Genomic DNA, 23,117 nt, shown 5'->3' on the forward strand with positions numbered 1-23,117 from the left:
TTCCAACCGATGCACTGTCAGTGCGGATGTGCCGCCGCGTGGAACTCCACCCAAAGGCCCAGGTCGCCGTGGGTCGGTGCAAGGAAGGAATTACCCAGCGGCCCCTGGTAGCCCTTGAGCTTTGTCTCGTAACCCCTTTCCACCCATCGCTGGGCGCGTGGAAGGTTGTCCACCGCGACGCTTACGCCCAGTACTTGCGGGCCGCCGGCAGCCAGTGCATCGGTAGCCACGCCCGGGCCATCGGGCTGCAGCACGAACACGTGCGTTCCCTTCGCTTCGACGTCGTACCCGCGGGCGGCGACGTTCGCCAGGCGAACGGGCGAGGCATGGCTGAAACCCATCTTCGCCAGCTGTTTTCGATCGCTCTCAGCATCGGCGGACAACAACCACACAGCATCGAGCGACTTGGCGGTGTTCGGGTGCACGCGCGCCGCCGCGTCGTCGGCAACGCTGTCCGCCGCGGTGGGAGGAGGGGAGTAGTAGATGAAGAACAGGAAGCTGGACAACGGCTGCTTGTCGAAGGCGAAGAGACGCCAGCGCGGCGGGTGTCCGGCACCCTGGCCATCAGGGTCGTTGGCTGGGGCCGAGAAGATATCCGTCGGCGCAAAGCCTTCGCCCTTGAGGAAATCGCGCGCACCGTCGAGCTGATTCGTTCCCAGGCCGAACGTACGGACGCCGGCACCGCCGTGGAGCAAGTCCTGGTCTGCCTTCGAGCCCGGATCCATGTCGGGATGGGGTCGGGTGAGCGTTTCCAGTTCAATGAAACTTCGGTCGGCCATTCGCACGTAGCGGTTTGCGATGCCTGCTGGATCCCGTCCCGGTCGCACCTGGAAGCCAAGCTTCACCGTCATCACGGCTGTGCCGCGGTCCATGTCCGGTGCCCACAGGAGCACGTGGTCCACGCGGGCGGAGCCTGGCAGGCCTGGCGCGGAAGCTTGCCTGCCCGGTGGCGATGCCACTGCGCCGAAGGACATACCTGCCGTGCCGATCGCCGCGATCGCGACCATGATTCCTAAACGCACACTCGGTGAGCTCATCAGGCGATTCCCCATAGGTGTCGGGCTTCGGCCGCGATCATATCCGGGTATTCCTCGGGGAAGAAAAGCTTTCCTTTTGGCACGAAGCCGATACCCCTGGATCCGGGAAACACCCCGTCCAGGTAGTGGGCATCCTTTGGCAGGAAAATGTCGTCGCTGGCGCCCCAGACGATACGCACTGGTACCGAGCTCTTGCGCAGCTCAGCTTCGATGCCCGCCAGCGGGTTGGGCTCCATCGCCAGGTGGAAAGCGTGGTACTGCTCCCGTCGAAGCGGCGAGGCCACCAGGGGTGTCACGTAGTACTCGATCACCTCGTCGGTAAGCACGTTGGGGTCGTGGTAGACAGCGGCACCAAACGTGGAGCGCGCCAGGGCTTTGTCCGTCAGCCATGCTGCGGTGGTATCGGCCAGCGTGCCTGCACGGGCCATGGCGATCGCCGGCTTCACCTTGGCTGCCGGGCTGTCAGGCTCGACGTCGCCATTGGTCAACAGCAAGCTGCGCACGCGGTCGGGAAAACGCCGCAGGAATAACTGGGCGACAGCCGTGCCGATATCGCTGGCCACGATATCCACGCGTGGTTCGTGCAACGCGTCCAGCAGCTCGGCCAGCATGCCGGCCTGGTCTGCCGCGGCCAAGGATCGCCCCGCCGGAACTTCGGAATATCCCAATCCCATGAAGTCCGGCACGACGCAACGCCGATGCGCCGCCAGCCGGTCCAGGGCGCCGCGCCATTGCAAGCCGTTGAGTGGCGCGCCGTGCAGGAAAAGCGCAGCCGGCCCCCGGCCGCGCTCAATGTAGGCGATGCGTCCGACCGGCAGGGAAGCGAAGCGGCGGGCAGCGCCAAAGGTCGCCGGGTTCGAAGGACCGGCCGCGGGGGTCGGCCTGGCAAGGTCGCGGGCAAAAGCACCCCCGAACATGCCGGTTGCCGCTGCCGCGGCAGTCATCTGCAGGAATTGCCGGCGCCTCATGCCTTGTCTCCGTGGAAGCCCTGGCGGCATTCTCCCGGCAGCCGACAGTGGGCCGCGCGCAGGAAAAGACGGCGCCGGACACGGATGGATGATTTCTGGCAGGATCGGCCCATGAGCCGCCCCGATTGCTATCCCAATCCGCCGTCCGCGGTACTCGCCGGTGGCGGACGGTTGCCCTTGCTCGATACGTTGACCTCCCCCGTGCCCCTGGGCCTGTTCGATTCGCCCGTGGACCATCGTCACGTGCTTTGCCTGCATCTGGGCGAACCGGTTCCGGTGTCGTGGCGGGCGACCCATGGCGAGCACAGGGGGACGCGGATCCACGGTCAGTTTTGCGTGGTGCCCGCCGGCTCGAGCACGCGATGGACGTTGTCCCGGCCCGCGCGATCGTTGCTGCTTCGCCTGTCTCCGCCGCTGTTGTCGGAGACCGCGGACAGCATGGGCTTGGGTGTCCAGAATGCTTCGCTGGCACCATCGATCCACATTCGCGACCCACAGGTCGAACGTATCGGCTGGATGATGCAGGCCGAAGACCACAGCGACTATCCCGGCGGTAGGCTATTCGCCGACAGTCTCGCCACCGCGCTTGCGGTGCGCTTGCTGGCGTTGCAGTCGCGGCATGGCAACGCAAGCAGCAAAACCACGCGCGCACTGCCTGCATGGCGTCTACGACAGGTGATCGAGTACATCGAAAGCAACCTCGATCAGGATCTCACGCTGGCCGAGCTGGCTCGCATCGTGGATTTCAGCGTGTCGCACTTCAAGCCGATGTTCAAACAGGCCACTGGCGTGCCGGTGCATCGCTTTGTGATGGAGCGTCGCGTCGAACGCGCCCGTGTCCTTCTGCTCGAAGGCAGGCAAAGCATTAGCGACATTGCACTGGAGACCGGCTTCGCCCATCCCAGTCACATGGCCCGTTGCATGCGCCGGCTACTGGGCAAAAGTCCGTCGGAGCTTGCAGCGGGGTAGTATTCACCGTTCCCCAGCGTCCATGCGGGCCACGCGCCATGCAATGCCTCGATAATCTCCTGCTCAATACCGATAGCTACAAGGCCAGCCACTGGCTGCAATACCCGCCCGGTACCGATTCCACCTTCTTCTATGTGGAATCGCGCGGGGGCACCTACGACCGCACCGTATTCTTCGGCCTGCAGGCGATCCTCAAGGAGTACCTCGCAAGGCCCGTCACCCATGCGCACGTCGACGAGGCCCGCGACCTGTTCGCCGCTCACGGAGAGCCCTTCAACGAGGCGGGGTGGCGCTATATCGTCGATCACCACGGCGGTCTGTTGCCGATACGAATAAGGGCTGTGCCCGAAGGCACCGTGGTGCCGACGCACCAGGCGCTGATGACGATCGAGTCCACCGATCCCGCCGCCTTCTGGGTGCCCTCGTACCTGGAGACGATGCTGTTGCGTATCTGGTATCCGGTGACCGTGGCCACGATCAGCTGGCACGCCAAGCAGACCATCCGGCAGTTCCTCGAACGCACCAGCGACGATGTGGAAGGACAGCTTCCCTTCAAGCTGCACGACTTCGGTTCCCGCGGCGTTTCTTCGGTGGAGTCCGCTGCCATCGGCGGTGCGGCGCACCTGGTGAATTTCCTCGGCACCGACACGGTATCCGGGCTTTTGTTGGCCAGGGCCCACTATCACGAGCCCATGGCCGGTTTCTCGATTCCCGCTGCCGAGCACAGCACCATCACCAGCTGGGGTCGCCAGAACGAGGCGGAAGCCTATCGCAACATGCTCCGGCAGTTCGCCAAACCCGGCGCCATCGTGGCGGTGGTGTCCGATAGCTACGACATCTACCACGCCATCACCGAGCACTGGGGCAAGACGCTTCGCCAGGAGGTGATCGATTCGGGCGCCACCATCGTCGTGCGCCCGGATTCGGGCGATCCGGTGGCGGTGGTGCATCAATGCCTGGAATTGCTCGACGAAGCCTTCGGCCACACCGTGAACGGCAAGGGCTACAAGGTGCTCAACCACGTACGGGTGATCCAGGGTGACGGCATCAATCCCACCAGCATCCGCGCGATCCTGGATCGGGTGACCAGCGCCGGCTATGCCACCGACAACGTCGCCTTCGGCATGGGCGGTGCGTTGCTGCAGCAATTGAACCGCGACACGCAAAAGTTCGCGCTCAAGTGCTCGGCGGCGCGGGTCAACGGGGCGTGGATCGACGTATGGAAGGATCCGGTGACCGACAAGGGCAAGCAAAGCAAGCGGGGGCGGATGACCTTGCTGCGGCATCGCGAATACGGCACGTTCAAGACGGTGCCGGTCCCACCCCAGGCCCGCTCGCTGGCGGACATCGACAAGCCGATGGGTTTCGATGATGCGATGGTGACGGTCTGGGAAGACGGGAAGATCGTCAGCGATTTCGCCTTCGCGGACATTCGCGCACGCGCCGACGCGGCAAGGCTTTAGCCGCCTTACCAGACCTCCACTTCGTAGATGCGCGTGGCCGGATCGTCGGTTTGCGTAGGCTTGGTCACGTCAAGCTCCACATAGCGCGCGCGTTCCGGCGCAATGCGGTGTTCGGTGATGCTCGCCGTGTTGCCCGATTCATCAACTACCGTCTTCCAGGTTTTCCCATCGGGAGATACGCGCAGCGTGAAAGCGCGCGTATTCATCGATACAGGCTCGTCGCCCGCACCGGCATGCTTGATGGTGAAGCCCGTGATCGGGCTCACCTGCTGAAGGTCGATGCGAAGCCAGCTGGGAGTCTGCAGGGTGCAGAACTTGTCCTGGGTTTTGCTGGCGACCTTGCCGTTCACCGCCTTGCTGGCTTCCTCGCCCGGTTTGCATATGGGTGAGCCGGTCACCGGTTTGCCCAGCGCAAGATTGACGTGCGGCGTGGCCGCTGTTTGTGCCGCCAGGGTGCCGGCGACAAGCAGGAAAAACCCGCCGAACATCAGGTTGGAAAGCCGTGTCATCAGTGGAATCCGTGGGAGGGCTGGGACGTGCCTGGATGATGCGCTTCCATCTGCTCTAGCTCCTGCTTGGCAACCTTGGCCGTCTTGTGATGGCCGTCGTGGCTCCAGCCCGGAGGCATCACCAGGTACATAAGTTTGTTGCCGATGCCTGGCGCGTTCCAGACATCCTTGCCCAGCAGGTAGAACTCACCCAGGTAGGCGTCCAGTACGCTGTAACGCTTCACCGGGCGGGTGATGCCGTATTCGATCTGGATATCGTCGCGCTCCTCAACATAGGTGCCGAACACGCGGTCCCAGATGGGCAGCAGGTTGCAGAAGTTCGTGTCCATGTACACCACGTTGCGAGCGTGGTGCACGCGGTGATGGGAGGGCGTGAGGATGAAGCGGCCAAGCACGCCGAGCCTGCCGTTCTTCAGCACGTTCTCGCCGAGGTGGATGAAACTTCCCCAGAAGCCGTCGATGATCATGATCAGGATCAGCAGCGGCGGGCTCACGCCAAGCAGGATGCAGATGCTGGTGCGCACGAAGTCGGCATAGGCTCCCTCCAGGAAGATATGCGAATAGTTCACGCTGAGGTTCATCGCCACCGGCGCGTGATGCGTGGAGTGCAGGCACCACAGCAGCCTGACCTTATGCGCGAAGAAATGGTAGACGAAATGGGAGAGCTCCCAGGCCACGTAACCGTAAAGCAAGCCGTACCAGGTAAGGCCCGCCTGGAACAGGGCGAACCGCTGGAACAGCCCGATACACAGCCCCACCATCGCGATGGTGATGAAGTTGCCGATGAACCGGTTCAATACCATCACCAGCAACGGAACCTGGTAGTGCTCGCGCTGGAAAGTCTTCAGGGCGATGCTGCGCAACAGCTCGAACAGCAGCAATGGTGGAAGCAGCGGATTGAGCAGGGCGGCAAAGCCATTCACGGTGAGCAGGGCGCGATAGTCGCCCGCGGCAATCATCCCCAGCAGCTGACCCAGGCCAAAGAAGTCGAGCAATTGGTCGTGCACCCATCCCACCACGTTCATCGTTGGCACTGCTCCCCGGTGTTACTGGAACCCCGGTTTATCACGATCTAAATTTGGCTGCAAGTGACACGGGCCGGATGACGGGCGGTGGCGCCAGCTCGCTGCACCCCATTGGTCATGTATACGCCGTATACCTCAACGTATACGATGTATACAAGATCGATACGCCACCATTCCCTCAACGAGGAAAACCAGATGTTCGTACTGCTCGCTGCGCTATTGAGTGGCGCGATGTTCTACTTTTCGCAAGGCCTCGCCGATATATGGGCGTTGGCGTGGTTTGCCCCCGTGCCTCTGCTCTGGCTGGCTTATGGAAGGGCGCCAACGTGGCAGGTGGCTGTCGCAAGCGCCATGGCCATCCTTGCCGGGTCGGCCTACGCCCTGCAGTGCTATGCGACGCTCCCGTTAATGATCATCGTTGTCGTGGTGGCGCCACAGGTGGTGCTGTTTCCCATGGCCGTTGTGTTCGCACGGGCGGTTCAACGGCGTGGGCCCGCGTTGCTGGTATTGATAGCGTTTCCCGCCACCTGGACAGCATTCGAATACCTCGTTGGCGTCGTCTCGCCGCATGGTACGTACGGATCGCTGGCCTATAGCCAGGTGTCGGCGCCGTTGCTGATCCAGGGCGCGTCGCTGTTTGGCTACGTCGCCGTGACATTCGCGCTTTGCCTGTTTGCCAACACCCTCGCCATGGCGATTCGGGCGAAGAGGAATTCGGTAGCCGCCATCGCAACGGGCCTTGCCGTTTGCGCCATCAACGTTGCCTTCGGCATGGTGCGCCTGGCGCATTCTCAACCGCAGACCGTCCGCGTGGCCGCCATGGTCGATGAAACCGCCACAGGGCACGCCTGGCACGCAAAAACGCTGCAAGACGCCTCGGCCGTAGTCGAAGCCTATGCGCAGGCCATACGAAGCGCCGCGGCGCAGGGAGCCACATTCGTCGTTACTGCCGAGAGTGCGATGCCTTTGATGGCTTCGTGGGAGCCCGCCATCAAGGCACAACTGGCTGAGGTTTCGAAGCAGGCAAACGTGCACATCGTCGCGGGTTTCAACCAGATGGAACCTGCGGGCGATATCGCCCTGTCATTCCAGCCGGATGCCGCCACCCAGTTCTATGCCAAGCGCCACCCGGTGCCGATCCTCGAGGATCGATTCGTGCCTGGCACGCAATCTGGTTGGCTCGGTGATGGCCGCGCGATGGAGATCTGCAAGGATATGGATTTCCCCGCAACGATCCGCGCCGACGCCGCCAAGGGCGTTCGTCTGGTGGGTGTTCCTGCGGGTGACTTTGGCCTGGATGCGTGGCTGCATGCACGTATGGCGGTGATGCGCAGCGTCGAGGGAGGCTTCGCCATGGTGCGCGCGGCCAACGATGGGCTGGTGACGGTCAATGATGCCCAGGGGCGCCTGATCGCCTCGAAGATGGCGGCGCCCACCGGCCTGACAAGCGTCGTGGCCGATGTACCACTGGGATCGGGCCCCACGATCTATATCCGTATCGGAGATGTGTTCGCGTGGCTTTGCCTGGCGATCTCTTTACTGACGGGCGTCAGCCTTGGGCGGCACTGGCTTCAATCTCGCCAGGACGCCCGTAGCGGCCGTCTATCTCCATAGCCAGTTGAGCGACGGCCTGCTCGCGGGCGGCACGTTCATTCCACTGTCCACATAACAGCGGATGCAGGCGAATCGCCGCCGACCAGATGGAAAGCTCACCCAACTGCAGCGACAGGCGCCTGATTTGTGCGCATGCATCGGCCGCCCCAGCCAAGTCGCTTTCCTCAAGTGCGTTGAGAAGGCTATACGCTGATCCAAGGATCGATGGACTATTCATCGCGACGTCACCTGTGCATGGGCTATGAGTCGAGCCTTGCCAGAAGATCGGCGGCGCCTTTCTTCAGTCCCGTCTTCGATGCACTCAGGGCACCAATACTCGCCTTGACGTTCATCGCGCTTGGATACTGCTTGGCGACATAAGCAGCAAGTAGCTCGTTCGTCTGCGAGTCGTAGACCTCCACCGCATAACTGACCGAGCCGCTCATCAGGCCCTCCTTGCCGCGGATGGATTGCACCACGTTGTAAGGACCACCGCCCAGGTCGAACTTAGTGAAGGTTCCAAGGAACTGCTTCGTCGGCTTGGCGCCCGTGAGGGTAAGGGCAATGCGCAGTGTTCCCGGCCCAGGCATCGAGCTGTTGGCGAACTTCTGTTGCAGCGCCTGGCCGAACTCGGCCTGCATGTAACGGGCGAGCTCCCGCTTGCCTTCCTCGGAAACCTTCTCGAACTGGTTATCCGGACCCCGGTAGATGGTGACTTGCTCAACAAGGACCTTCGAATAGCGCTTGAAGTCCGTCGGCGATGAGTACTCGAAAGGAACGCGTCCAGCGGGTTTCCCGCTGGGCCGGAGCACGGGCGAAGAGTCCAGGCCCGTATACGGAAGTGGGCGTGTCGGCGCCGAGCAGGCAGCGAGTGAAAGCGCTAGCGCGATGGCGGCGACAGGCGATGCGAATCGTTTCATGGGTGCGTTCCGGGAGTAAGGGGATCGGTGATGCTGGGCAGGTGCATAACAAAACCGTACAGTACGGTACGATAATGGCCCGGGATTTTCCCCGTGTCAACAAAAAGCGTACAGTTGGGTTCTCTTATGAGGAATGCGCATGAAGGTAAGGACCGATGCCAGGAGGGCGGCGATCGTCGAGGCAGCCGCCGGGCTGTTCGAGGAGTTCGGATACGACGGCGCCTCGATGAACGAACTGGCGAAGCGATTGGGTGGCTCCAAGGGCACCCTCTATGGCTATTTCGAATCGAAGGATCAGCTGTTCGAGGCCGTCGTCCGAAAATTCGCCACAGGGCACCTCTCCGAAGCCGCCGCGAACCTGGAAGCCGACAACGAGGATGTCGCCGCGCTCAGGGAAACCCTTTTGCATTTCGCCGAGGGAATGCTTCGCGTGCTTACTGACGACACGCGCGCCATGGCCTGCTATCGGATGGTCATGGGCGAGGCCGGGCGCTCGGACGTGGGACGGCTTTTCCACGAATCAGGCCCCACTGAGGCGATTGCCGCGCTATCGAAGGTATTGGCTGCAGCCATGAAGCGTGGATTGCTGGTCCGGGGCGACGCCCATGTCACGGCCCAGCATTTCATCGCGCTGGTTCCCGCCGAGATTCAATCACGGCTCTTCGAGCGTGAGCCCAAGCCCATTGGCCGCACGGCCATTCGAGGCATGGCCAGGCGCGCGGTGGACATGTATTTATCCGGTGCGCTGCCCAGGTAACTGGTTCAACTCAAGCCGTGCGAGGAGTCGTGGATACGGCGGTCGTCTCGTCCCCGAGGCTATCGATGACGACCCGGTTGCGCCCCATGCGCTTGGCCCGATACAGCGCGGCATCCGAAGCGCGGCACAGGCTCTGCAAGTCGTAGCCTGTCATATCGGTGGAGGCCAGGCCGATACTGGCCGAGAAGGAAACCACCACCTCGTCCATGACCAGCGGCGAGGCCGCGAGCGCCAGGCGAATGCGCTCGGCAGCCAGGGTGCCCTGCAATCGCGGCGTATCCATCAGCAGCATGCCGAACTCTTCGCCACCAAGGCGTCCGAGGAGGTCGCCCTTGCGCAGATGGCCCTTGAAGATCGCCACAGCGTGCTTGAGCACCGCATCACCCACGGCGTGCCCATGCGTATCGTTGACCTGCTTGAAATCATCCAGGTCCAGGAATACCAGGCAGCCGTCGCCGGCCCGCTTCTCCAGCGCTCGCAGCGCACGCTCGGATTCGCTCATGAAATGCTGGTGATGGAAGATCCCGGTAAGGCCATCGCAAGAGGACAGCCCCTTGAAGCGAAGTTGCGAACGCTTGATCCGCACCATCCAGAAAATGATCGAAAGCAGGACGAGCGACATCATCACGATGTAGAGACGGCTCGCCTCCACCGCCTTGCCATCGAACGCCTGTTGGAGCCGCAAGATGCGGTTCTCCTTGCTCAGACCCTCCGTCTCGAGCTTCTCGGCGAGGAAATGCTGGCGTGCAGCTTCGTAGGCCACGTTCCTGACATTTGCATCGCGCAAATAGCCCTGGTCCTGGACGACATAGTGTTCGTAGTAGTTCAGTGCGCTGGCGTAATGCCCCTGTGCCTTTTCAATCGAGTACAGCACGCGGTAGCCGAACCGCAGCGCTTCATTGACATCCCCGGGATGGCCCATGGCAATAGTCTCAAGCGCGGCTTTCCGTGCTTCGGCGGCATTGCCCATTTGTTCGTAGATTTGGGCGCGTTGACTGGCCAGGCTGATGATATGTGGAAAGTACTGGCTTGCCTGGATGGCGGGCTTGATGCGTTGAATGGTCGCCAGGGCATCGACCGGCTTGTGTTCCTCGAACAGGCGATCCACCAGGATGAGCGCCATGGTGTTGGCGAAAATCGGCTGGCGGTCCGCCTTGCAGATGTCGATCGTGTTGAGCAACTGGGGGCTGCGGGAAGTCAGCTGGCGGGAACCCTCCAGTGCGGTGACTTGCTGCACCATGGCCTGGCAAGGGGATTGGCCGGCCGGCGTGGCCTTCAGCATCATGTCGGCGTACTTCAGTCCCAGCTCGGGCTGGCCGGCGAAGGTCAGCATCTGCGACAGGTTCGCCAACAACACGAATCGGGCAAAAGGGTCGGTCACGGCCGGCAGCGTCTCCGCGGCGCGGGTCGCTATAGCGTAAGCCTCTGCGTACTTGCCCTGCTCACCCAGGTTGTTCATCAACATGGCAGTGGCGCGGGTACTCAGTGTGGCGTCATCCGCATGGGCAATGACGTCCCGGACGATGGCTTCGGCCTCCGGATAGAGCCCTTCGTAGTTCGCCTCCCAGCCGTCGAGGTAACGCAGGTACCACTTTTCGCTCTTCCCCAGGCCGGCCGCGTCGCGATGGAGCTCGCCGAGCATTTCGACAAAGCGCGCGTGATCTTTCGTGCGTATGGCATCGGCCTGGGCGAGCCGCGCCCCGGCCGATGCCACCGGCGGTGCCGGATCGGCATGGCCGCGCGGTACCTGCGCCCACAGGGCCAGCCCCACCAGGACCAGCCAGGACCGCATGTGGCGAAGGCAGCTGAGGGCCATCCCGGTTTCGCTCAGGTCGGGGGCGTGTCGGCAGGATCGTCGGGACGCTGGGTCGGCTCGTCGTCCCTGCCATCGCCATGGTCATCTTCGAGGTCATCGCTCTCGATCCCGCTTGTCTGGCTCTGGTGCTCTACATGCATCTGCACCAGGCCCAGCTCCTCGGTCAGGATCGTGCCGTTGCCATTGGCTGCCAGTTCGCGCAAGCCGGCCGAGGCATCAGCGGCTTCAAGCGCCCGCGCTAGTTCCTCTGGCGACGCATGCCGTAACGTGGCATCACGGCCGATGGCTTCGAGCAATTCGACGGTGTCGCGCATATTCTTCCCCTGGCTCCTGTTGACCTTGGTACCGCCCGCTATCGCCCTATGGCGCAGTGATGGTACGGCTTGTCGCTTTAGCGGCAGACCGCTTGATTCCTTTAGCTATGCCGGAACGGCGGGTTCGGCGCCCGTGCCGTGGATCGCGTCGAGTGCATCCAGGCGCGCGCGCATGATGGCGTTTGGCTTCAGTGCGTGCGCCGGTGGTAGCACGAGTGTTTCCTGGCCCGTGAACTGGGCGGCAGGGAAGTCGCGCAATACCGTGCGCTGGATGTGCGGTCCCTCGATGGGCAAGGTCGGCGCGCGATAGACGATCGCCGGATGATCGGCTGGATAGTCCTGGAGGAGGCGCTCCGTCAGCAGCTCCCGGTAGGCATCGGGTGTGCGAAAACGACCAAGCGAGCGGTCGCCGACGACCCCAAGTTGCCAGAGGATCACGTGGCTGGTGGTGTCCAGGTTGCGCTCGAAGAAGAGCAGCTGGCTGGCCTCCAGGTGCTGGCAGCCGACACGGCCCGGATCGATGCCCAGGTCGGCGTAAAGGCAGTCTTCGGCCGATATGCCAGCTTCCATATGCGCCTGGTAGCCCTCGGCGCGTGCAAGCTCGATCACCTTGTGTGGCGACCAGGCGAAAATGCCCGGGTGGCCGTAGAAGACGGCGCAGACCCGCTTTCCCGCCCGCACCTCGGTGATCATCACGTCGACCCACTCGCGATAGGTCTTCATCCGCGACTTGCCCGGCCGGTAGTACGGTTGAAGACTGCGGACTTCCGGATTCAGGCGCCGCAGCCAGAGCTCCACCACGTGGTCCGAGAGCGCGGCGAAGACGACGTCCGCCGTCTCGATATGGCTGCGCGAGAGGGGTGTCAGGTGGGAACCCAGGGTGATGCCCATGCCGACGCAGGCGATGCTGCCGCGACGGGCTTCGGTCGATATTGGAGCGGATGTGTTCATCGGGTGATAGTAGGCAAAATATTTGTGACCGGCGTGGGCACTCCCAAGCCGGGATCGTGAAGACCCCCGAACAGCTTTAGATGACGGTCCCCGCTAACTCGTCATCATAATGTGACACAACTCACATTCTCGGTAGAGGGCCGGGGGAGAAGGAGGCCTGCAGGCGGGCCTTCCCAGGGACCGTCATGGCTCCCGGGCATTCAGGGCAAGACCGAAAAATCATGGGGTTACGCAGCGCACTGCCGAATTCGTGCAGAGCCGTCCCTCTACGACTTCGATCGATGGTAGTAACGGCGGGCCTTGTCCCGGCTTCCGCAGTCGGCCATGTCGCACCAGCGGCGGTGGCCGTTGCGGGTCTGGTCGTCGAACAGCCAGTGGCATGAGGGGCAGAAACGCAAGCGGTCGTGGTTGCCGGCGGTAACGAGCTCCGCGGCATCGATCAGTATTGGATAGAGCGCCTCGGAGGCATTGTGCGGTGGTAGCCAGCTCCATGTGAGCGTGGCCGGATCGATCACACGCCCCTCGTTGGCCTTCGAGGCAGCCTTGCTCAATTCCGCGACCGAAGCATGCTTTGGCCGCTCCGCATGGGCCAATGGCGTAAGCACCGCAGCGAGCATTCGGCGCGAGTCATGCAACGCAAGAAGATCGGTGTCCTTGCCGCGCGGAAAAGGAAGGCCGACGGCGGCGAACCAGCGTTTGGCGTTCTCAGGCCCGCTCAACCAATCGTGCGCGTGTTCGGTATCGGGCCAGCTGATGGTGTTGACGAAATCCAGGCATAGCCGGCCACCCACGAGTTTATACGTGCCCCGGTATTCACCCGGATCAAGGTCGATGGCGTCCATGAACAAAGTTTACCATCTATTGTCATTTGACAGGTGAGGTCCGCGGGTCTATAAGTCTCACCATCATGAATGCAATAGATGGTAAAAACAGACCAGCAGCACCGCTCCTGCAGCGGATACCGCCGCACGCGTTTTTCGTGGGCAGCGCGATCTTCCACTATCTGGGTCCGTCGTTCGCCGTGCTGCTGTTCGCCCGGGTGCCGGTGGCGGGAGTGGCATGGCTGCGCATCGTGTCCGCCGCGGTGGTGTTCGCCGTGTGGCGACGGCCCTGGCGGGCTTTCCTGGCGGCGGCAAGCCACACGCGATGGATGATCGTCGCCCTGGGTGCCGTCTTCGCCGTCATGAACTACTGCTTCTATCGCGCCATCGCCGAGTTGCCGTTGGGTACGGTGGCGGCCATCGAGTTCATGGGGCCCGTTGCCCTGGCGCTGGCAGGGGCGCGATCACAGCGAAACATGATGGCGCTCGCCCTCACGGTGGCAGGCGTCTACATGTTGACCCATGTGCGACTTGCGGGAACACCGCTGGCTTTCGCCTGGGCGTTTGCCAATGCCGTGTTGTTCACGCTCTACATCGTTCTGGCGCACGGCGTTGCGCGGGCAGACCCTGCCACCAGCCCCATCGATCGCCTGGGTGCCTCGATGATGCTGGCCGGGGTGATCATCTCCCCATTGGGCTTCCGTGACGCCGTTCCCGCGCTGCTCGATCCCATCACGCTGTGCGCCGGCGTGGCAGTGGGGATCAGCTCGTCGGTGATTCCCTATGTGTTCGACCAACTGGCGATGAGCCGCCTGCCGCGCTCCACCTATGCCCTGTTCGTTGCGCTGCTGCCCGCGACGGCGGTGATCATCGGCGTGATCGTGCTCGGTCAGATTCCCACGTTTTTCGAGAACGTCGGCGTGGGGCTTGTGGCCGCTGGCGTTGCACTTCACCGACCGGCCCCTTAGTCAAACGCAGGAGTGGTTATGCAGTACATCAATGTCGGACGCAGTGGATTGAAGGTGTCGCAGCTGTGCCTGGGCGCCATGAGTTACGGCGCGCCCACGTCGAGAGCCTGGATACTGACCGAAGAAGAAGGCCGACCGATCATCCGGCGTGCGCTTGAGCTGGGCATCAACTTCTTCGATACCGCCAACATGTACTCCGACGGTGAAAGCGAGCGGGTCCTGGGCCGCGCGCTGCGCGATTACGCGCGGCGCGACGAAGTGGTGGTGGCCACCAAGGCGTTCTATCCCATGGGCGAAGGCCCCAACCAGCGGGGACTGTCACGCAAGCATCTGCTTGATGCGATCGATGCCTCGCTCGAACGCCTTGGCATGGATTATGTCGATGTGTACCAGGTGCACCGTTGGGACGATGAAACGCCTCTCGAGGAGACGCTCGAGACGCTCAACGACATCGTGCGTTCGGGCAAGGCTCGCTACATCGGTGCATCGAGCATGTATGCGTGGCAGTTCCAGAAGGCATTGATGACCTCCGAACGACACGGTTGGGCCCGTTACATCTCGATGCAGAACCACTACAACCTGGTGTACCGCGAAGAAGAGCGCGAGATGTTGCCACTGTGTCGCGCCGAAGGCATCGGAATTCTTCCGTGGAGTCCGCTGGCGCGTGGCTTCCTGACCCGACCGCGTGGCGCGGAGGCCACCACGCGGGTGGGCAGCGACGCCTTCGCCCATGAGCTGTACTACACCGAAAGCGACTACCAGGTGGTCGATGCCGTGGCGCGTGTCGCCCATGACCGCGGTGTGCCGCAGGCGCAGGTGGCTTTGTCCTGGTTGCTGCAACAGCCGGGCGTGACGTCACCGATCATCGGTGCTACCAGGATGGCTCATCTTGAGCAGGCGGTTGAGGTGGTGGGACTGGAGTTGTCACCCGCAGAGTGCGCAAGCCTTGAAGCTGCTTACCAGCCACATCGAGTCTTGGGCCACGCATAGTCAAGAAGCAAGGTTGGTGCGATTGAGCAGAAAGCACAGGTGGCATGCCCAGACGCCGAGCTCAGACCGGTCACTCGCCCCAGTGGCCGCGGTTGATCGCGGATAGCCCGCGGCGTTCATCCGGCTTATCCGGCCCCGGCTGGATGCCGCAGATGAGTCCGGACGCAGTAAGAGGCTGCGGTCTCTTGCAATTGAGGGCGACTCGCCTAGAATAGATAGCTAAATGGACTGGGGGTTCCCGGTCGGCGTCATAGCCTCGGTGAGTTCATCGGGGCTTTTCGCTTTCTTGAGGAGGGAAAATTTTCAGCCCCCACCCCTCATAGTCGATGCCGAGCTTCGACCTGCCGCCCTTGCAGAAGAATTTCTGTTTTAACATCTCGAAAGCACGATTCAATCCGTCCGGCCTGATGACTGACAAGCCGATCGGCCTTGCGACGAGGTCAGCCAGCTGAAGCCCCGACGAATTCGTCCTTTTGTCGCCGAAGATGATGTTAAAGGGTAATTGCTTTCCCCATCGATTTGCACCGGCACATACTCGTCTGAATTCCAGTTCGAGATCGCGATCCTCTTTCTTGCCGCGGCATTCGACAACAACGTGCGTGGGGTCGTCTTGTTGCTTCTTCTCTTCTAAAAATTCATAGAGCGTCTCAAGACAGAACCCAAGTGCCAGGTGATAAGGGTTGCTGGCTAGCTGTGACCTTTCTCGCAGCCTCGCCTTGTCGATGACACAGCTGACTAGAATAAACTTGCTTGTGTAGATAATCTCCGTCAGCTCGTCAATAAACGCCTCCTTGTGGAGGCGATCGTTGAAACGAAAGACGCCCTTTTCCTTGCGTATTTCATGCTCATGAAGCAGTACCGTATCGTGCCCAAAATGCTTGAACTTAAACATCTCAACGGACGGGACGACGCTCTGAGCGTAGTGGCGCTTGTGAAATATGCAAAACGCCAGAACAAAAATGGGGTAGTTCGGGTCAAGCGTTTCCAGGCCGTGGTCGCCACTTTCGTCCACATAGACAATGTAGTTGCTAAATGGCGTCGTGGGTGACGAAAGCGCGGGTCTGCCTTCCTCGCTTGTCCGTCCCTCGAACGGAAGCGCAAATTGACCAGGTGCGATGGAATTCTGAGATTCTTCCTTGAACGATCCACGCTTTGCCATGTGTTCCTCGATCCAAATTGGATAAGCTGGCTGTCCCCACTATATCAATCGGATGGCATGCCAGCCTACGATGCATGCGCAGCTTCGTTTATCGCGTGATCTAAGTAACCGATCGCCCAACTCTGGAGATTGCCATGTCGAAGATTCGGGTCGCCGGCTTTTCGCTTTCCATCGATGGATTTGGGGCTGGGCCTGAGCAGAGTCTTGAGAATCCACTAGGCAAGCGCGGACGGGAGCTGTTCCAGTGGTTCTTCGGCACGAAGAGCTTCAAGACGATGATCGGTGAAAGCGGAGGCTCGGAGGGCGTCGACGAACAGTATGCCCACCGCTCGATGGACGGTTTTGGCGCCTTCATCCTCGGCCGAAACATGTTCGGCCCCATCCGCGGCGACTGGCCGGACATGAACTGGAAGGGCTGGTGGGGAGAAGATCCGCCCTATCACGCGCCCACGTTCATTCTTACGCACTACCCGCGCGACCCCATCGTGATGGAGGGCGGCACGACGTTTCATTTCGTGACCGCGGGCATCGAAGCCGCGCTAGGGCAAGCCCGGGCCGTCGCCGGTGGCAAGGACATCAAGATCGGCGGCGGCGTGTCGACGGTAAGGCACTATCTCCAGGCGGGGCTTATCGACGAAATCCACTTCGCCATCGCCCCCGTCCTGCTGGGGCAGGGCGAGGCCATGTTCCGGGGCATCGACCTGCCTGCAATGGGATTCAACGTGGTGGAGCAAGCGGTGACCGAGCACGCGACGCATATCGTGCTCAGCCGGTGAGGGATGTAATCAGCTGAAAGGTGGCGCTGGTTGGCGCAGTGCAGGCACGGGCGGAGCGACAAGCCGGGGCGACGGACTGCCCTTGACCTCGCCGAAATGCCGGTGCTCATTCCAGGCGGCCGTGGCTTCTTCCATTTCCTCGGGACGCCGGGCGACGAAATTCCACCAAAGGAGAATTTCCTCGCCGAAGGGTTCACCACCGATAAGCACGAGCCGGCATGCGGAGCTGCATTGCAGATCCAGCTGCTCCCGGCCGCTGCCGAGATAAAGCAGGGTGTCCGGTTCCAATGCTTCACCTTCGATCCGGGCCTCCCCGCTGAGCACCAGCACGGCGTATTCGAAATTCGATTGAAGGGGTACCACCACGCGCGCCGCATCGCTGGCCGTGAAATCCATGCCGACCAAGGGCGAATAGACCTCCGGTGCAGCATGCTGCCCGAAGGCTTCGCCAACCAGCACGGTCACGCGGAAGCCGCCCTGGTCGACGATGGGCAGGATCGGGTAGTGCTGGAAGGCCGGTGGCCGATGGCGTTCGGCCTCGGGAAGCGCGATCCAGAGTTGCACCGCGTGCAGGCGACCGGTCGCAGGCGATGCTTCGTCTTCCGCGTGGGCAATGCCACGGCCGGCCGTCATCAGGTTGACCTGGCCCGGGCGTATCAACTGCTCGTAGCCCAGGGTGTCGCGATGCATGATCTCGCCCTCGATCATCCAGGTGAAGGTCTGCAGGCCGATATGCGGATGCGGGCCCACATGCAGGCCGTGCCCAGAATTGGCATCTACGGGCCCGGCGTGATCCATGAAACACCAGGCGCCCACCATGCGGCGCGCGGACGTGGGCAGGGCCCGGTGGATGGGCAGGCCGCCGACATCCGCTCCCCGTGTGTTGATGCGCTCCACGACGGGGCCGGTGTGGGTATCGGACTTACGGGGATGCTGTTCGGTATGGGTCATGGAATCACCTGCTCAAATGGGGTGTTGCCAACGCAGTGGGCCTTAGGCCTTTGAACAGCAGCCAAAGGCCCAACGTCACTTCGAAAAGGAATATGGGCATGTCGAACCACCAGGCGTTGATGGTGGCGTCAAGAAGTTCGCAGCCACTACGACGAACTTCGAGAACACGAAAGCGAATCCCGCGATTCTTGCAGCTTGTGACAGTGACTCACCTTGCTCGTGGATCGAATTCATGGTCGTCCCCCAGGCAGTAGGTTTGGCGTCAGGCGTTGCGTCCGATCCGATTCAGAGGGAGCTTCAGAAACACCGCGCCATGTTCATCGGGCTCCGGCAGGCGGCCGCCCCGGATATTCACTTGCAGCGCCGGAAGAATCAGCCTGGGAACCGCAAGTCCCGCGTCACGCGTGCGCCGCATGGCGACGAAGTCTGTCTCGGCGGTGTCCTTGCCAACATGCACGTTGTTTTCCCGTTGCGCCGCAATGCGGCTTTCAGCTGCCTGTGTTCGACCGGCAGGAGGATAATCGTGGCAGAGGAAAATGCGCGTATCCGGGGGCAATGACAGGATCTTCTGTATCGATCGGTATAGCAGGGTCGCATCACCACCCGGAAAATCACATCGTGCGGTGCCGATGTCCGGGGCGAAGAGCGTGTCGCCGATAAAAGCGGTATCGCCGATCAGATAGGTAAGGCCGTCCTCGGTGTGGCCGGGTGTGGCCATCACGTGGACGATCATGTCGCCGGCCGGCAATGCATCGTTCTCGTCGAGCAGCCGATCAAACTGGTTCCCGTCGGGCGTGAACTCGTCGCCGAGATCGAACACTGCCTTGAAGTATGACTGCACACCGACGATTTTCCGGCCAATCGCCAGTTGGGCGCCGAGTAGGTCGCGCAGGTAGTTGCCGGCGCTCAGATGGTCGGCGTGCGCGTGGGTTTCAAGGATCCACGCCACGTTCAACTGCCGATCCCGAACGAACGCTGCTACCTGGTCGGCGGAGGTGGTGCCGGTTCTTGCCGCGGCGGCATCGTAGTCGAGCACCGGGTCGATCACCACCGCCGAGCCCGCATGGTGAACGACATACGAAAAAGTGCCGGTATCGGCGTGGAAGAATGCCTCGACCGACGGGTGCTGAGCGTCATGTGGCGACATGGCGAGTCGACGCCTGGGTTAGTCAAACCCAAATCTAGTACCGGCGCATTGATGTGTCGAGCCAATTCCTTCATCTGGCTGGAAGCCCTCCGTTGACTGGCCGGAGGGCTTGGCGCCTGGGTCAATTCATTTGATCGTCAAGTAGTAAGTAAACGTGTTGGTGGTTCCCATGGTGCTGGTGGTTTTGCGCACGATGGTGTGCATGCCCGGAGATAGTGGCCGGAACATGAAATACCAGCCGTTGGCCACCACAGGTTGCCAGTTCGTGGTGATGCAAGGGTCAAGGGGTGCCTGCAAGCTGGGGTCACCCTTCAGGGAGAACACGTTCTCCGAGATGTAGTGGTAGTCCAGCGCATTGCGCACCGGGCGGCCGTCGAGCGTGATGTCGAGCTTCTTCGTCATCAGATAGGTTTCGGAGTCGGCCACCAGGAAGTCGTAGAGCGACATGCCCGCTGGCGGGGTGAAGGCGGGATCCGGGCACGGATAGGTGTCGCTGACGAACTGGGCAATCAACAGGATCGCCTTGCCGCGCGGAATCGTGCAGGCGCGCGTAAAGCTGCCGGCCGCCATCGATGCAATCGGTGCAAGGAACCATACAGGGCCTTGCTGCGCCACGCCGCAATTGGCGCCGGTGGCATCGAAGAATGGGTTCTTGTCGAAGGGCTGCGCGTAGAGCCATTGCACCGATGCATCGCCCCAGCCGTAGATGCTCTTGTCGAACGGGCGGGCATCTTTCGGGTAAAGCATGGGGTTGAAGTCGCGGCCGAAGTCGAACGGATCCGGTTGGGTGGCTTGAGCCGCGGCAACGACACTGCAGGCGGCCAGTAGGGCGCACATGAGTTTGTTCATGGGACTCTCCTCGTATTTTGGGCGCAAACGCGGGCGCGGATCGCGGTGTCAGATACCGAGATCCTGGTGGTTACGCACCGCAAGCGTGCTACCCGGCGCAGCGGCACGCTTCCAGAAACGTGCTCGTTCGTGGGCGGGACGGCGTGCGGATGGAGAAGGCTTCTACGGCCGCAAACTCGGCGTATGATCGAAATCCGGGGCAGCTTGGCTCGTTGCGGAGCAGTGCCGATGTCGATCATGCAGACGGTGTTGCATTCAGCGCACTTCAAGGTGGTCAGCCACGTGTGCAGGCATCCGCGCGTGGATTGCGGCTACGTGCAGGGCGACGATCCGGCGCGCGTCCTTTTTACCCGCCGTGGATCCTTCGCCATGCACGTCGGTGCCAAGACCTATTTCGCACGGCCAGGGCAGGCGGTGCTGATTCGCAGGAACATCGAATATCGGGTGACACATCCTGATCGTGAGGGATGTGATTGCTGCACTGATGTCCTGCTGGATGAGGCGGCGCTCGATATGTTCGGCCTGGCGCAGGCCTCAACGTCCTCGGCCTGCGTATTCGGCCATGACATGGCGCTTCAGATGACTCACGTCGAACTGTTGCTCGGCTTGCGGCGTGACGATGCTTCGACGATCGACGGGGAGGACTTGTTGTTCGAACTTTTTGATCGATTGATCCAGGAAAACAGGAAGCCGTCGCGACTATCCCGACCTGTGGCGGCACGGCAGGTGGCCAAGGTGGAGGAAGCAATCATCGGCCACGCTGGGGAGAATCTCAGTGTCCAGGTGCTGGCGGGGATGGCGGGCTGTTCGCCGTTCCACCTGTCCCGCATATTTCGTCAACATACCGGGCAATCGCTACGCCAGTTCCGTGTGCGGCAGCGCCTTGGCAATGCCATCGACCGTCTGGCCGAAGGCGAAGACGACCTGGCGGCGCTCGCCTGCGATGTGGGTTTCAATAGCCACAGCCACATGACCGATGCGTTCCACCAAACGCTGGGACGCTCGCCCAGGCAATTGCGCGAGCAGCTACGGCAGGTGACGCTCAAGCAGCTGCGGCGCAAGCTGGGTTGTCGCCGGATGCATCCCTAGCCGGGTCGCGTTGCCATGGCATCGCGCAAGGCCTGCAGGGCAGGCAAGAGCGTTTCCGGTTCGCGCATGGCCCTGCGGGCGGCGCCCACACTTTTACGTACCTCGCCTGGGGTGGCGCCTTCGTTGATCAGCACCATGGCAGGGTTGCGGCAGGCGAACAAGGCGTCGATCCAATCCGCGGGATGCACTGTTTTGAGCCAGGGCGTGAACAGGCGACTTGCCCTGAACGCTGGTGCGACTTGTTCTACCTGATCGAGTGCGGCAACAAAGGCGTCTGGTTTTCTTTCTTCGGTAGCTGGGTCGAATGCATCGGATAACGCTGCCAATGTATCGGCGATGCGCCGGCGCAACACCGCGGTGGACTTGACCGGATATACCGCCCACGCGGATGCGACGCCGATGAGGGCGCCGATCACGATTTCCTCCAGACGGGTCCACAGGATGCCCTGCGCAGTCGCGCCACTGAACCCCTGCAGCAAGGCCAGTGCGATGGTTATAAACAGCGCCCACCATGCATAGTTCAACGGGCGAAGCCACAGGCCAAGGAAGAGGGCAGCAAGAATGAGCGCCGCGGTGATGGCGTCGTGGCCGCCGACATGGATGGCGAGCGTTAGCGCAACCATGGTTCCGGCCGACGCCCCGGCAACTCGAAGCACGCTCTTGTAGGCCACATCCAGCCGGCCCCGATTGCCACTGTTGACGATGAAGGCGGTGAGCACGATCCATGCCCAGCGCTCGGTAAAGAAGAGGTAGCCGACGAAAAAAGATGCGGCCAGCGCAACGGCCATTTGAATGGCCATGCGCGTGCTGGCCGACGGGCGTAACGAACCTTCCGGAGGCGAAGCAACCACGGCCGTCGTCGCCTTGCGTGGCGGCGGCAGTATGCCAAGACTACGAGCCGCAGCTTGAAAGGCGGCAACCCAGGCCAGGGCCAGCAGCGCGACGATGATCGGTATGAGGATCGCCCTGAGATGCCCTCCATGCGTGGCCGGCATATGGGGCGTTGTGAGAATCACGACAAACGGCAACGCGAGAAGCGAGCCCGCGCGCTTGGCCATCAGGCCAAACCGCCGCACCCAGATCGACACGAACATGCCTGCCACGAATACAACCGCACCCACCCAGGGCATGTGGTGGAGCAAGCCGCCGACTCCCACGGCAACCAGGCCGACGAGGGGGAGCGCAACGGCGGCTTCCAGCCGGCCACGCAGGTCATGGTCCAGGTGGCTACGCGAGAAGGACAGGCACAGCACGACGGCGAGTACGGCAGGGCCGGGTTCTGGTGTGATCGCCAAGGCGCAGGCCAGGGTGGCCAGTGCGGCCAGTATGGTGACGACGGCCGCGGCCAGGGATTGGGCCACGCGGCCTCTACGCACGGCAGGATCTTGCGGTGGCGCGATGGTGTCTGTGGGCATCGTGTGCGTGGGTAGTTTTCCTGGGGAGGGAATATACGCGAGGCCTTCTGATGGTTGTCCAGGTCCATTTGACCTGCCAGGTCATTGCCGGGAACAAGGGCACGGGAAACACTCACCGTGTCATTAAAACCGGGAGACTTCCGATGCGAGCAGCAAGCTTGACCTGGATCCTCGTGGGGGCATGGTTCGTGCTGCCGGCTCATGCGGAGGAGGGCGTGGGCGACTACCGTGGCCTTCCCCCGGACCTTGCCACCGCGGCCACGGCGTATGACGTGGCTCAAACGAAAGCCGACCGGGCCGGGCTCGAGCGGTATCTCGCCGATGACTACACGCTGGCAAACCTGGATGGCGGAAACCGAACCAAGGGCGAGACCATTGCCGCGTTCGTCGCGCCGGGCAGCAAGACCACCTACGTCGCGATCAGCCAGCAGGTAAGCAAGGTATGGTCCGACGGCGCAGCATTGGGCGGCTTCGTCGATGCGAAGGGCATCGATCATGGCAAGCCTTTCACCTTGCATGCGCGCTTCGTCGACGTCTGGGCCAAACGCGGCGGCCAGTGGCAGGTGATCTTCACCCAGATCCACAACGCTCCGACAGGCAAATGAACCCCGGGGCCGGGGTAATGGTGGG

The 23,117-nt window shown here is 62.1% G+C and carries 24 protein-coding genes; 10 read left to right on the forward strand and 14 right to left on the reverse strand.

Annotation, left to right across the window (positions count from 1 at the left end; genetic code table 11):
• Positions 1–17: 17 nt before the first annotated feature.
• Together NDK18_RS15990 and NDK18_RS15995 are read right to left on the reverse strand one after the other, a co-directional pair.
• A complete protein-coding gene (locus tag NDK18_RS15990; protein ID WP_250628344.1) occupies positions 18–1,037 on the reverse strand; it encodes a VOC family protein in 1,020 nt (339 codons plus the stop codon).
• On the reverse strand, positions 1,037–2,005 hold the full coding sequence (locus NDK18_RS15995; RefSeq protein WP_250628345.1) for an alpha/beta fold hydrolase: 969 nt from the start codon (positions 2,003–2,005) through the stop codon (positions 1,037–1,039). The genes NDK18_RS15990 and NDK18_RS15995 overlap by 1 nt, the downstream gene beginning before the upstream one ends.
• A 111-nt stretch (positions 2,006–2,116) precedes the next feature.
• Here NDK18_RS15995 and NDK18_RS16000 point away from each other — a divergent pair, with 111 nt between their 5' ends.
• Together NDK18_RS16000 and NDK18_RS16005 are read left to right on the forward strand one after the other, a co-directional pair.
• Positions 2,117–2,974, forward strand: coding sequence for a helix-turn-helix domain-containing protein (locus NDK18_RS16000; RefSeq protein ID WP_250626422.1), 858 nt, complete (start codon positions 2,117–2,119; stop codon positions 2,972–2,974).
• 38 nt (positions 2,975–3,012) lie between these two features.
• On the forward strand, positions 3,013–4,437 hold the full coding sequence (locus NDK18_RS16005) for a nicotinate phosphoribosyltransferase (RefSeq protein ID WP_250628346.1): 1,425 nt from the start codon (positions 3,013–3,015) through the stop codon (positions 4,435–4,437).
• A gap of 5 nt (positions 4,438–4,442) precedes the next feature.
• Here the strand turns inward: NDK18_RS16005 and NDK18_RS16010 are convergent, their stop codons facing one another.
• Both NDK18_RS16010 and NDK18_RS16015 read right to left on the reverse strand, forming a co-directional pair.
• On the reverse strand, positions 4,443–4,946 hold the full coding sequence (locus NDK18_RS16010) for a discoidin domain-containing protein (protein ID WP_250628347.1): 504 nt from the start codon (positions 4,944–4,946) through the stop codon (positions 4,443–4,445).
• Entirely contained in the window at positions 4,946–5,971 is a 1,026-nt protein-coding gene (locus tag NDK18_RS16015; protein ID WP_250626425.1) for a sterol desaturase family protein, read from the reverse strand. The genes NDK18_RS16010 and NDK18_RS16015 overlap by 1 nt, the downstream gene beginning before the upstream one ends.
• A 195-nt stretch (positions 5,972–6,166) precedes the next feature.
• On the opposite strand from NDK18_RS16015, the gene NDK18_RS16020 reads away from it, so the two are divergent.
• A complete protein-coding gene (locus NDK18_RS16020; protein ID WP_250628348.1) occupies positions 6,167–7,585 on the forward strand; it encodes an apolipoprotein N-acyltransferase in 1,419 nt (472 codons plus the stop codon).
• Between the two features lie 239 nt (positions 7,586–7,824).
• Here NDK18_RS16020 and NDK18_RS16025 read toward each other — a convergent pair whose 3' ends face one another.
• A complete protein-coding gene (locus tag NDK18_RS16025) occupies positions 7,825–8,484 on the reverse strand; it encodes a DUF3313 domain-containing protein (RefSeq protein ID WP_250628349.1) in 660 nt (219 codons plus the stop codon).
• A 139-nt stretch (positions 8,485–8,623) separates the two neighbouring features.
• On the opposite strand from NDK18_RS16025, the gene NDK18_RS16030 reads away from it, so the two are divergent.
• Positions 8,624–9,241: a TetR/AcrR family transcriptional regulator gene (locus tag NDK18_RS16030; RefSeq protein ID WP_250628350.1), complete on the forward strand. Its 618-nt coding sequence runs from the start codon at positions 8,624–8,626 to the stop codon at positions 9,239–9,241.
• Positions 9,242–9,251: 10 nt separating this feature from the next.
• Here the strand turns inward: NDK18_RS16030 and NDK18_RS16035 are convergent, their stop codons facing one another.
• The 4 genes from NDK18_RS16035 to NDK18_RS16050 all read right to left on the reverse strand — a co-directional run bounded on the left by NDK18_RS16035 (position 9,252) and on the right by NDK18_RS16050 (position 13,164).
• A complete protein-coding gene (locus tag NDK18_RS16035) occupies positions 9,252–11,057 on the reverse strand; it encodes a GGDEF domain-containing protein (protein WP_250628351.1) in 1,806 nt (601 codons plus the stop codon).
• Positions 11,058–11,068: 11 nt separating this feature from the next.
• Positions 11,069–11,371, reverse strand: coding sequence for a hypothetical protein (locus NDK18_RS16040; RefSeq protein WP_250626430.1), 303 nt, complete (start codon positions 11,369–11,371; stop codon positions 11,069–11,071).
• 105 nt (positions 11,372–11,476) lie between these two features.
• Entirely contained in the window at positions 11,477–12,322 is an 846-nt protein-coding gene (locus tag NDK18_RS16045; protein ID WP_250628352.1) for an SAM-dependent methyltransferase, read from the reverse strand.
• Positions 12,323–12,588: 266 nt separating this feature from the next.
• A complete protein-coding gene (locus tag NDK18_RS16050) occupies positions 12,589–13,164 on the reverse strand; it encodes a CGNR zinc finger domain-containing protein (protein ID WP_250626432.1) in 576 nt (191 codons plus the stop codon).
• A gap of 137 nt (positions 13,165–13,301) precedes the next feature.
• Here NDK18_RS16050 and NDK18_RS16055 point away from each other — a divergent pair, with 137 nt between their 5' ends.
• Both NDK18_RS16055 and NDK18_RS16060 read left to right on the forward strand, forming a co-directional pair.
• Positions 13,302–14,111 (forward strand): EamA family transporter, encoded by an 810-nt coding sequence (locus tag NDK18_RS16055; protein ID WP_250628353.1) that lies wholly within the window; start codon positions 13,302–13,304, stop codon positions 14,109–14,111.
• An 18-nt stretch (positions 14,112–14,129) separates the two neighbouring features.
• Positions 14,130–15,101 (forward strand): aldo/keto reductase, encoded by a 972-nt coding sequence (locus NDK18_RS16060; protein ID WP_250628354.1) that lies wholly within the window; start codon positions 14,130–14,132, stop codon positions 15,099–15,101.
• Between the two features lie 265 nt (positions 15,102–15,366).
• On the opposite strand, the gene NDK18_RS16065 is transcribed toward NDK18_RS16060, so the two are convergent.
• Complete coding sequence (locus NDK18_RS16065; protein ID WP_250626435.1) at positions 15,367–16,260, reverse strand: DUF3800 domain-containing protein; 894 nt, start codon at positions 16,258–16,260, stop codon at positions 15,367–15,369.
• Between the two features lie 134 nt (positions 16,261–16,394).
• Here NDK18_RS16065 and NDK18_RS16070 point away from each other — a divergent pair, with 134 nt between their 5' ends.
• A complete protein-coding gene (locus tag NDK18_RS16070; protein ID WP_250626436.1) occupies positions 16,395–17,036 on the forward strand; it encodes a dihydrofolate reductase family protein in 642 nt (213 codons plus the stop codon).
• A 9-nt stretch (positions 17,037–17,045) separates the two neighbouring features.
• Here the strand turns inward: NDK18_RS16070 and NDK18_RS16075 are convergent, their stop codons facing one another.
• From NDK18_RS16075 to NDK18_RS16085, 3 genes are all read right to left on the reverse strand, one after another.
• On the reverse strand, positions 17,046–17,987 hold the full coding sequence (locus NDK18_RS16075) for a pirin family protein (RefSeq protein WP_250628355.1): 942 nt from the start codon (positions 17,985–17,987) through the stop codon (positions 17,046–17,048).
• Between the two features lie 262 nt (positions 17,988–18,249).
• On the reverse strand, positions 18,250–19,134 hold the full coding sequence (locus NDK18_RS16080; protein ID WP_250626438.1) for an MBL fold metallo-hydrolase: 885 nt from the start codon (positions 19,132–19,134) through the stop codon (positions 18,250–18,252).
• Positions 19,135–19,260: 126 nt separating this feature from the next.
• Positions 19,261–19,983: a hypothetical protein gene (locus NDK18_RS16085; protein ID WP_250628356.1), complete on the reverse strand. Its 723-nt coding sequence runs from the start codon at positions 19,981–19,983 to the stop codon at positions 19,261–19,263.
• Between the two features lie 228 nt (positions 19,984–20,211).
• Here NDK18_RS16085 and NDK18_RS16090 point away from each other — a divergent pair, with 228 nt between their 5' ends.
• Entirely contained in the window at positions 20,212–21,072 is an 861-nt protein-coding gene (locus tag NDK18_RS16090; RefSeq protein WP_250628357.1) for a helix-turn-helix domain-containing protein, read from the forward strand.
• On the opposite strand, the gene NDK18_RS16095 is transcribed toward NDK18_RS16090, so the two are convergent.
• Positions 21,069–22,166: an FUSC family protein gene (locus tag NDK18_RS16095; RefSeq protein WP_250628358.1), complete on the reverse strand. Its 1,098-nt coding sequence runs from the start codon at positions 22,164–22,166 to the stop codon at positions 21,069–21,071. The genes NDK18_RS16090 and NDK18_RS16095 overlap by 4 nt on opposite strands.
• A 39-nt stretch (positions 22,167–22,205) precedes the next feature.
• Between NDK18_RS16095 and NDK18_RS16100 the strand changes: the two genes are divergently transcribed.
• The gene (locus NDK18_RS16100; RefSeq protein WP_250628359.1) at positions 22,206–22,502 is read left to right on the forward strand and encodes a hypothetical protein; all 297 of its coding nucleotides are present in this window, start codon (positions 22,206–22,208) and stop codon (positions 22,500–22,502) included.
• A 128-nt stretch (positions 22,503–22,630) separates the two neighbouring features.
• The gene (locus tag NDK18_RS16105; protein WP_250628360.1) at positions 22,631–23,092 is read left to right on the forward strand and encodes a nuclear transport factor 2 family protein; all 462 of its coding nucleotides are present in this window, start codon (positions 22,631–22,633) and stop codon (positions 23,090–23,092) included.
• Positions 23,093–23,117 lie beyond the last annotated feature (25 nt).

This window comes from Pinirhizobacter soli (assembly GCF_015905305.1).
Lineage (GTDB): Bacteria > Pseudomonadota > Gammaproteobacteria > Xanthomonadales > Rhodanobacteraceae > Pinirhizobacter > Pinirhizobacter soli.

Coding starts and splice junctions, on each gene's coding strand:
- NDK18_RS16105 (WP_250628360.1), top strand. CDS start 22,631: ATGCGAGCAGCAAGCTTGACCTGGATCCTCGTGGGGGCATGGTTCGTG.
- NDK18_RS16090 (WP_250628357.1), top strand. CDS start 20,212: ATGTCGATCATGCAGACGGTGTTGCATTCAGCGCACTTCAAGGTGGTC.
- NDK18_RS15990 (WP_250628344.1), bottom strand. CDS start 1,037: ATGAGCTCACCGAGTGTGCGTTTAGGAATCATGGTCGCGATCGCGGCG.
- NDK18_RS16040 (WP_250626430.1), bottom strand. CDS start 11,371: ATGCGCGACACCGTCGAATTGCTCGAAGCCATCGGCCGTGATGCCACG.
- NDK18_RS16020 (WP_250628348.1), top strand. CDS start 6,167: ATGTTCGTACTGCTCGCTGCGCTATTGAGTGGCGCGATGTTCTACTTT.
- NDK18_RS16065 (WP_250626435.1), bottom strand. CDS start 16,260: ATGGCAAAGCGTGGATCGTTCAAGGAAGAATCTCAGAATTCCATCGCA.
- NDK18_RS16015 (WP_250626425.1), bottom strand. CDS start 5,971: ATGAACGTGGTGGGATGGGTGCACGACCAATTGCTCGACTTCTTTGGC.
- NDK18_RS16045 (WP_250628352.1), bottom strand. CDS start 12,322: ATGAACACATCCGCTCCAATATCGACCGAAGCCCGTCGCGGCAGCATC.
- NDK18_RS16060 (WP_250628354.1), top strand. CDS start 14,130: ATGCAGTACATCAATGTCGGACGCAGTGGATTGAAGGTGTCGCAGCTG.
- NDK18_RS16085 (WP_250628356.1), bottom strand. CDS start 19,983: ATGAACAAACTCATGTGCGCCCTACTGGCCGCCTGCAGTGTCGTTGCC.
- NDK18_RS16095 (WP_250628358.1), bottom strand. CDS start 22,166: ATGTTCGTGTCGATCTGGGTGCGGCGGTTTGGCCTGATGGCCAAGCGC.
- NDK18_RS16005 (WP_250628346.1), top strand. CDS start 3,013: ATGCAATGCCTCGATAATCTCCTGCTCAATACCGATAGCTACAAGGCC.
- NDK18_RS16030 (WP_250628350.1), top strand. CDS start 8,624: ATGAAGGTAAGGACCGATGCCAGGAGGGCGGCGATCGTCGAGGCAGCC.
- NDK18_RS15995 (WP_250628345.1), bottom strand. CDS start 2,005: ATGAGGCGCCGGCAATTCCTGCAGATGACTGCCGCGGCAGCGGCAACC.
- NDK18_RS16000 (WP_250626422.1), top strand. CDS start 2,117: ATGAGCCGCCCCGATTGCTATCCCAATCCGCCGTCCGCGGTACTCGCC.
- NDK18_RS16080 (WP_250626438.1), bottom strand. CDS start 19,134: ATGTCGCCACATGACGCTCAGCACCCGTCGGTCGAGGCATTCTTCCAC.
- NDK18_RS16050 (WP_250626432.1), bottom strand. CDS start 13,164: ATGGACGCCATCGACCTTGATCCGGGTGAATACCGGGGCACGTATAAA.
- NDK18_RS16025 (WP_250628349.1), bottom strand. CDS start 8,484: ATGAAACGATTCGCATCGCCTGTCGCCGCCATCGCGCTAGCGCTTTCA.
- NDK18_RS16075 (WP_250628355.1), bottom strand. CDS start 17,987: ATGACCCATACCGAACAGCATCCCCGTAAGTCCGATACCCACACCGGC.
- NDK18_RS16010 (WP_250628347.1), bottom strand. CDS start 4,946: ATGACACGGCTTTCCAACCTGATGTTCGGCGGGTTTTTCCTGCTTGTC.
- NDK18_RS16035 (WP_250628351.1), bottom strand. CDS start 11,057: ATGGCCCTCAGCTGCCTTCGCCACATGCGGTCCTGGCTGGTCCTGGTG.
- NDK18_RS16070 (WP_250626436.1), top strand. CDS start 16,395: ATGTCGAAGATTCGGGTCGCCGGCTTTTCGCTTTCCATCGATGGATTT.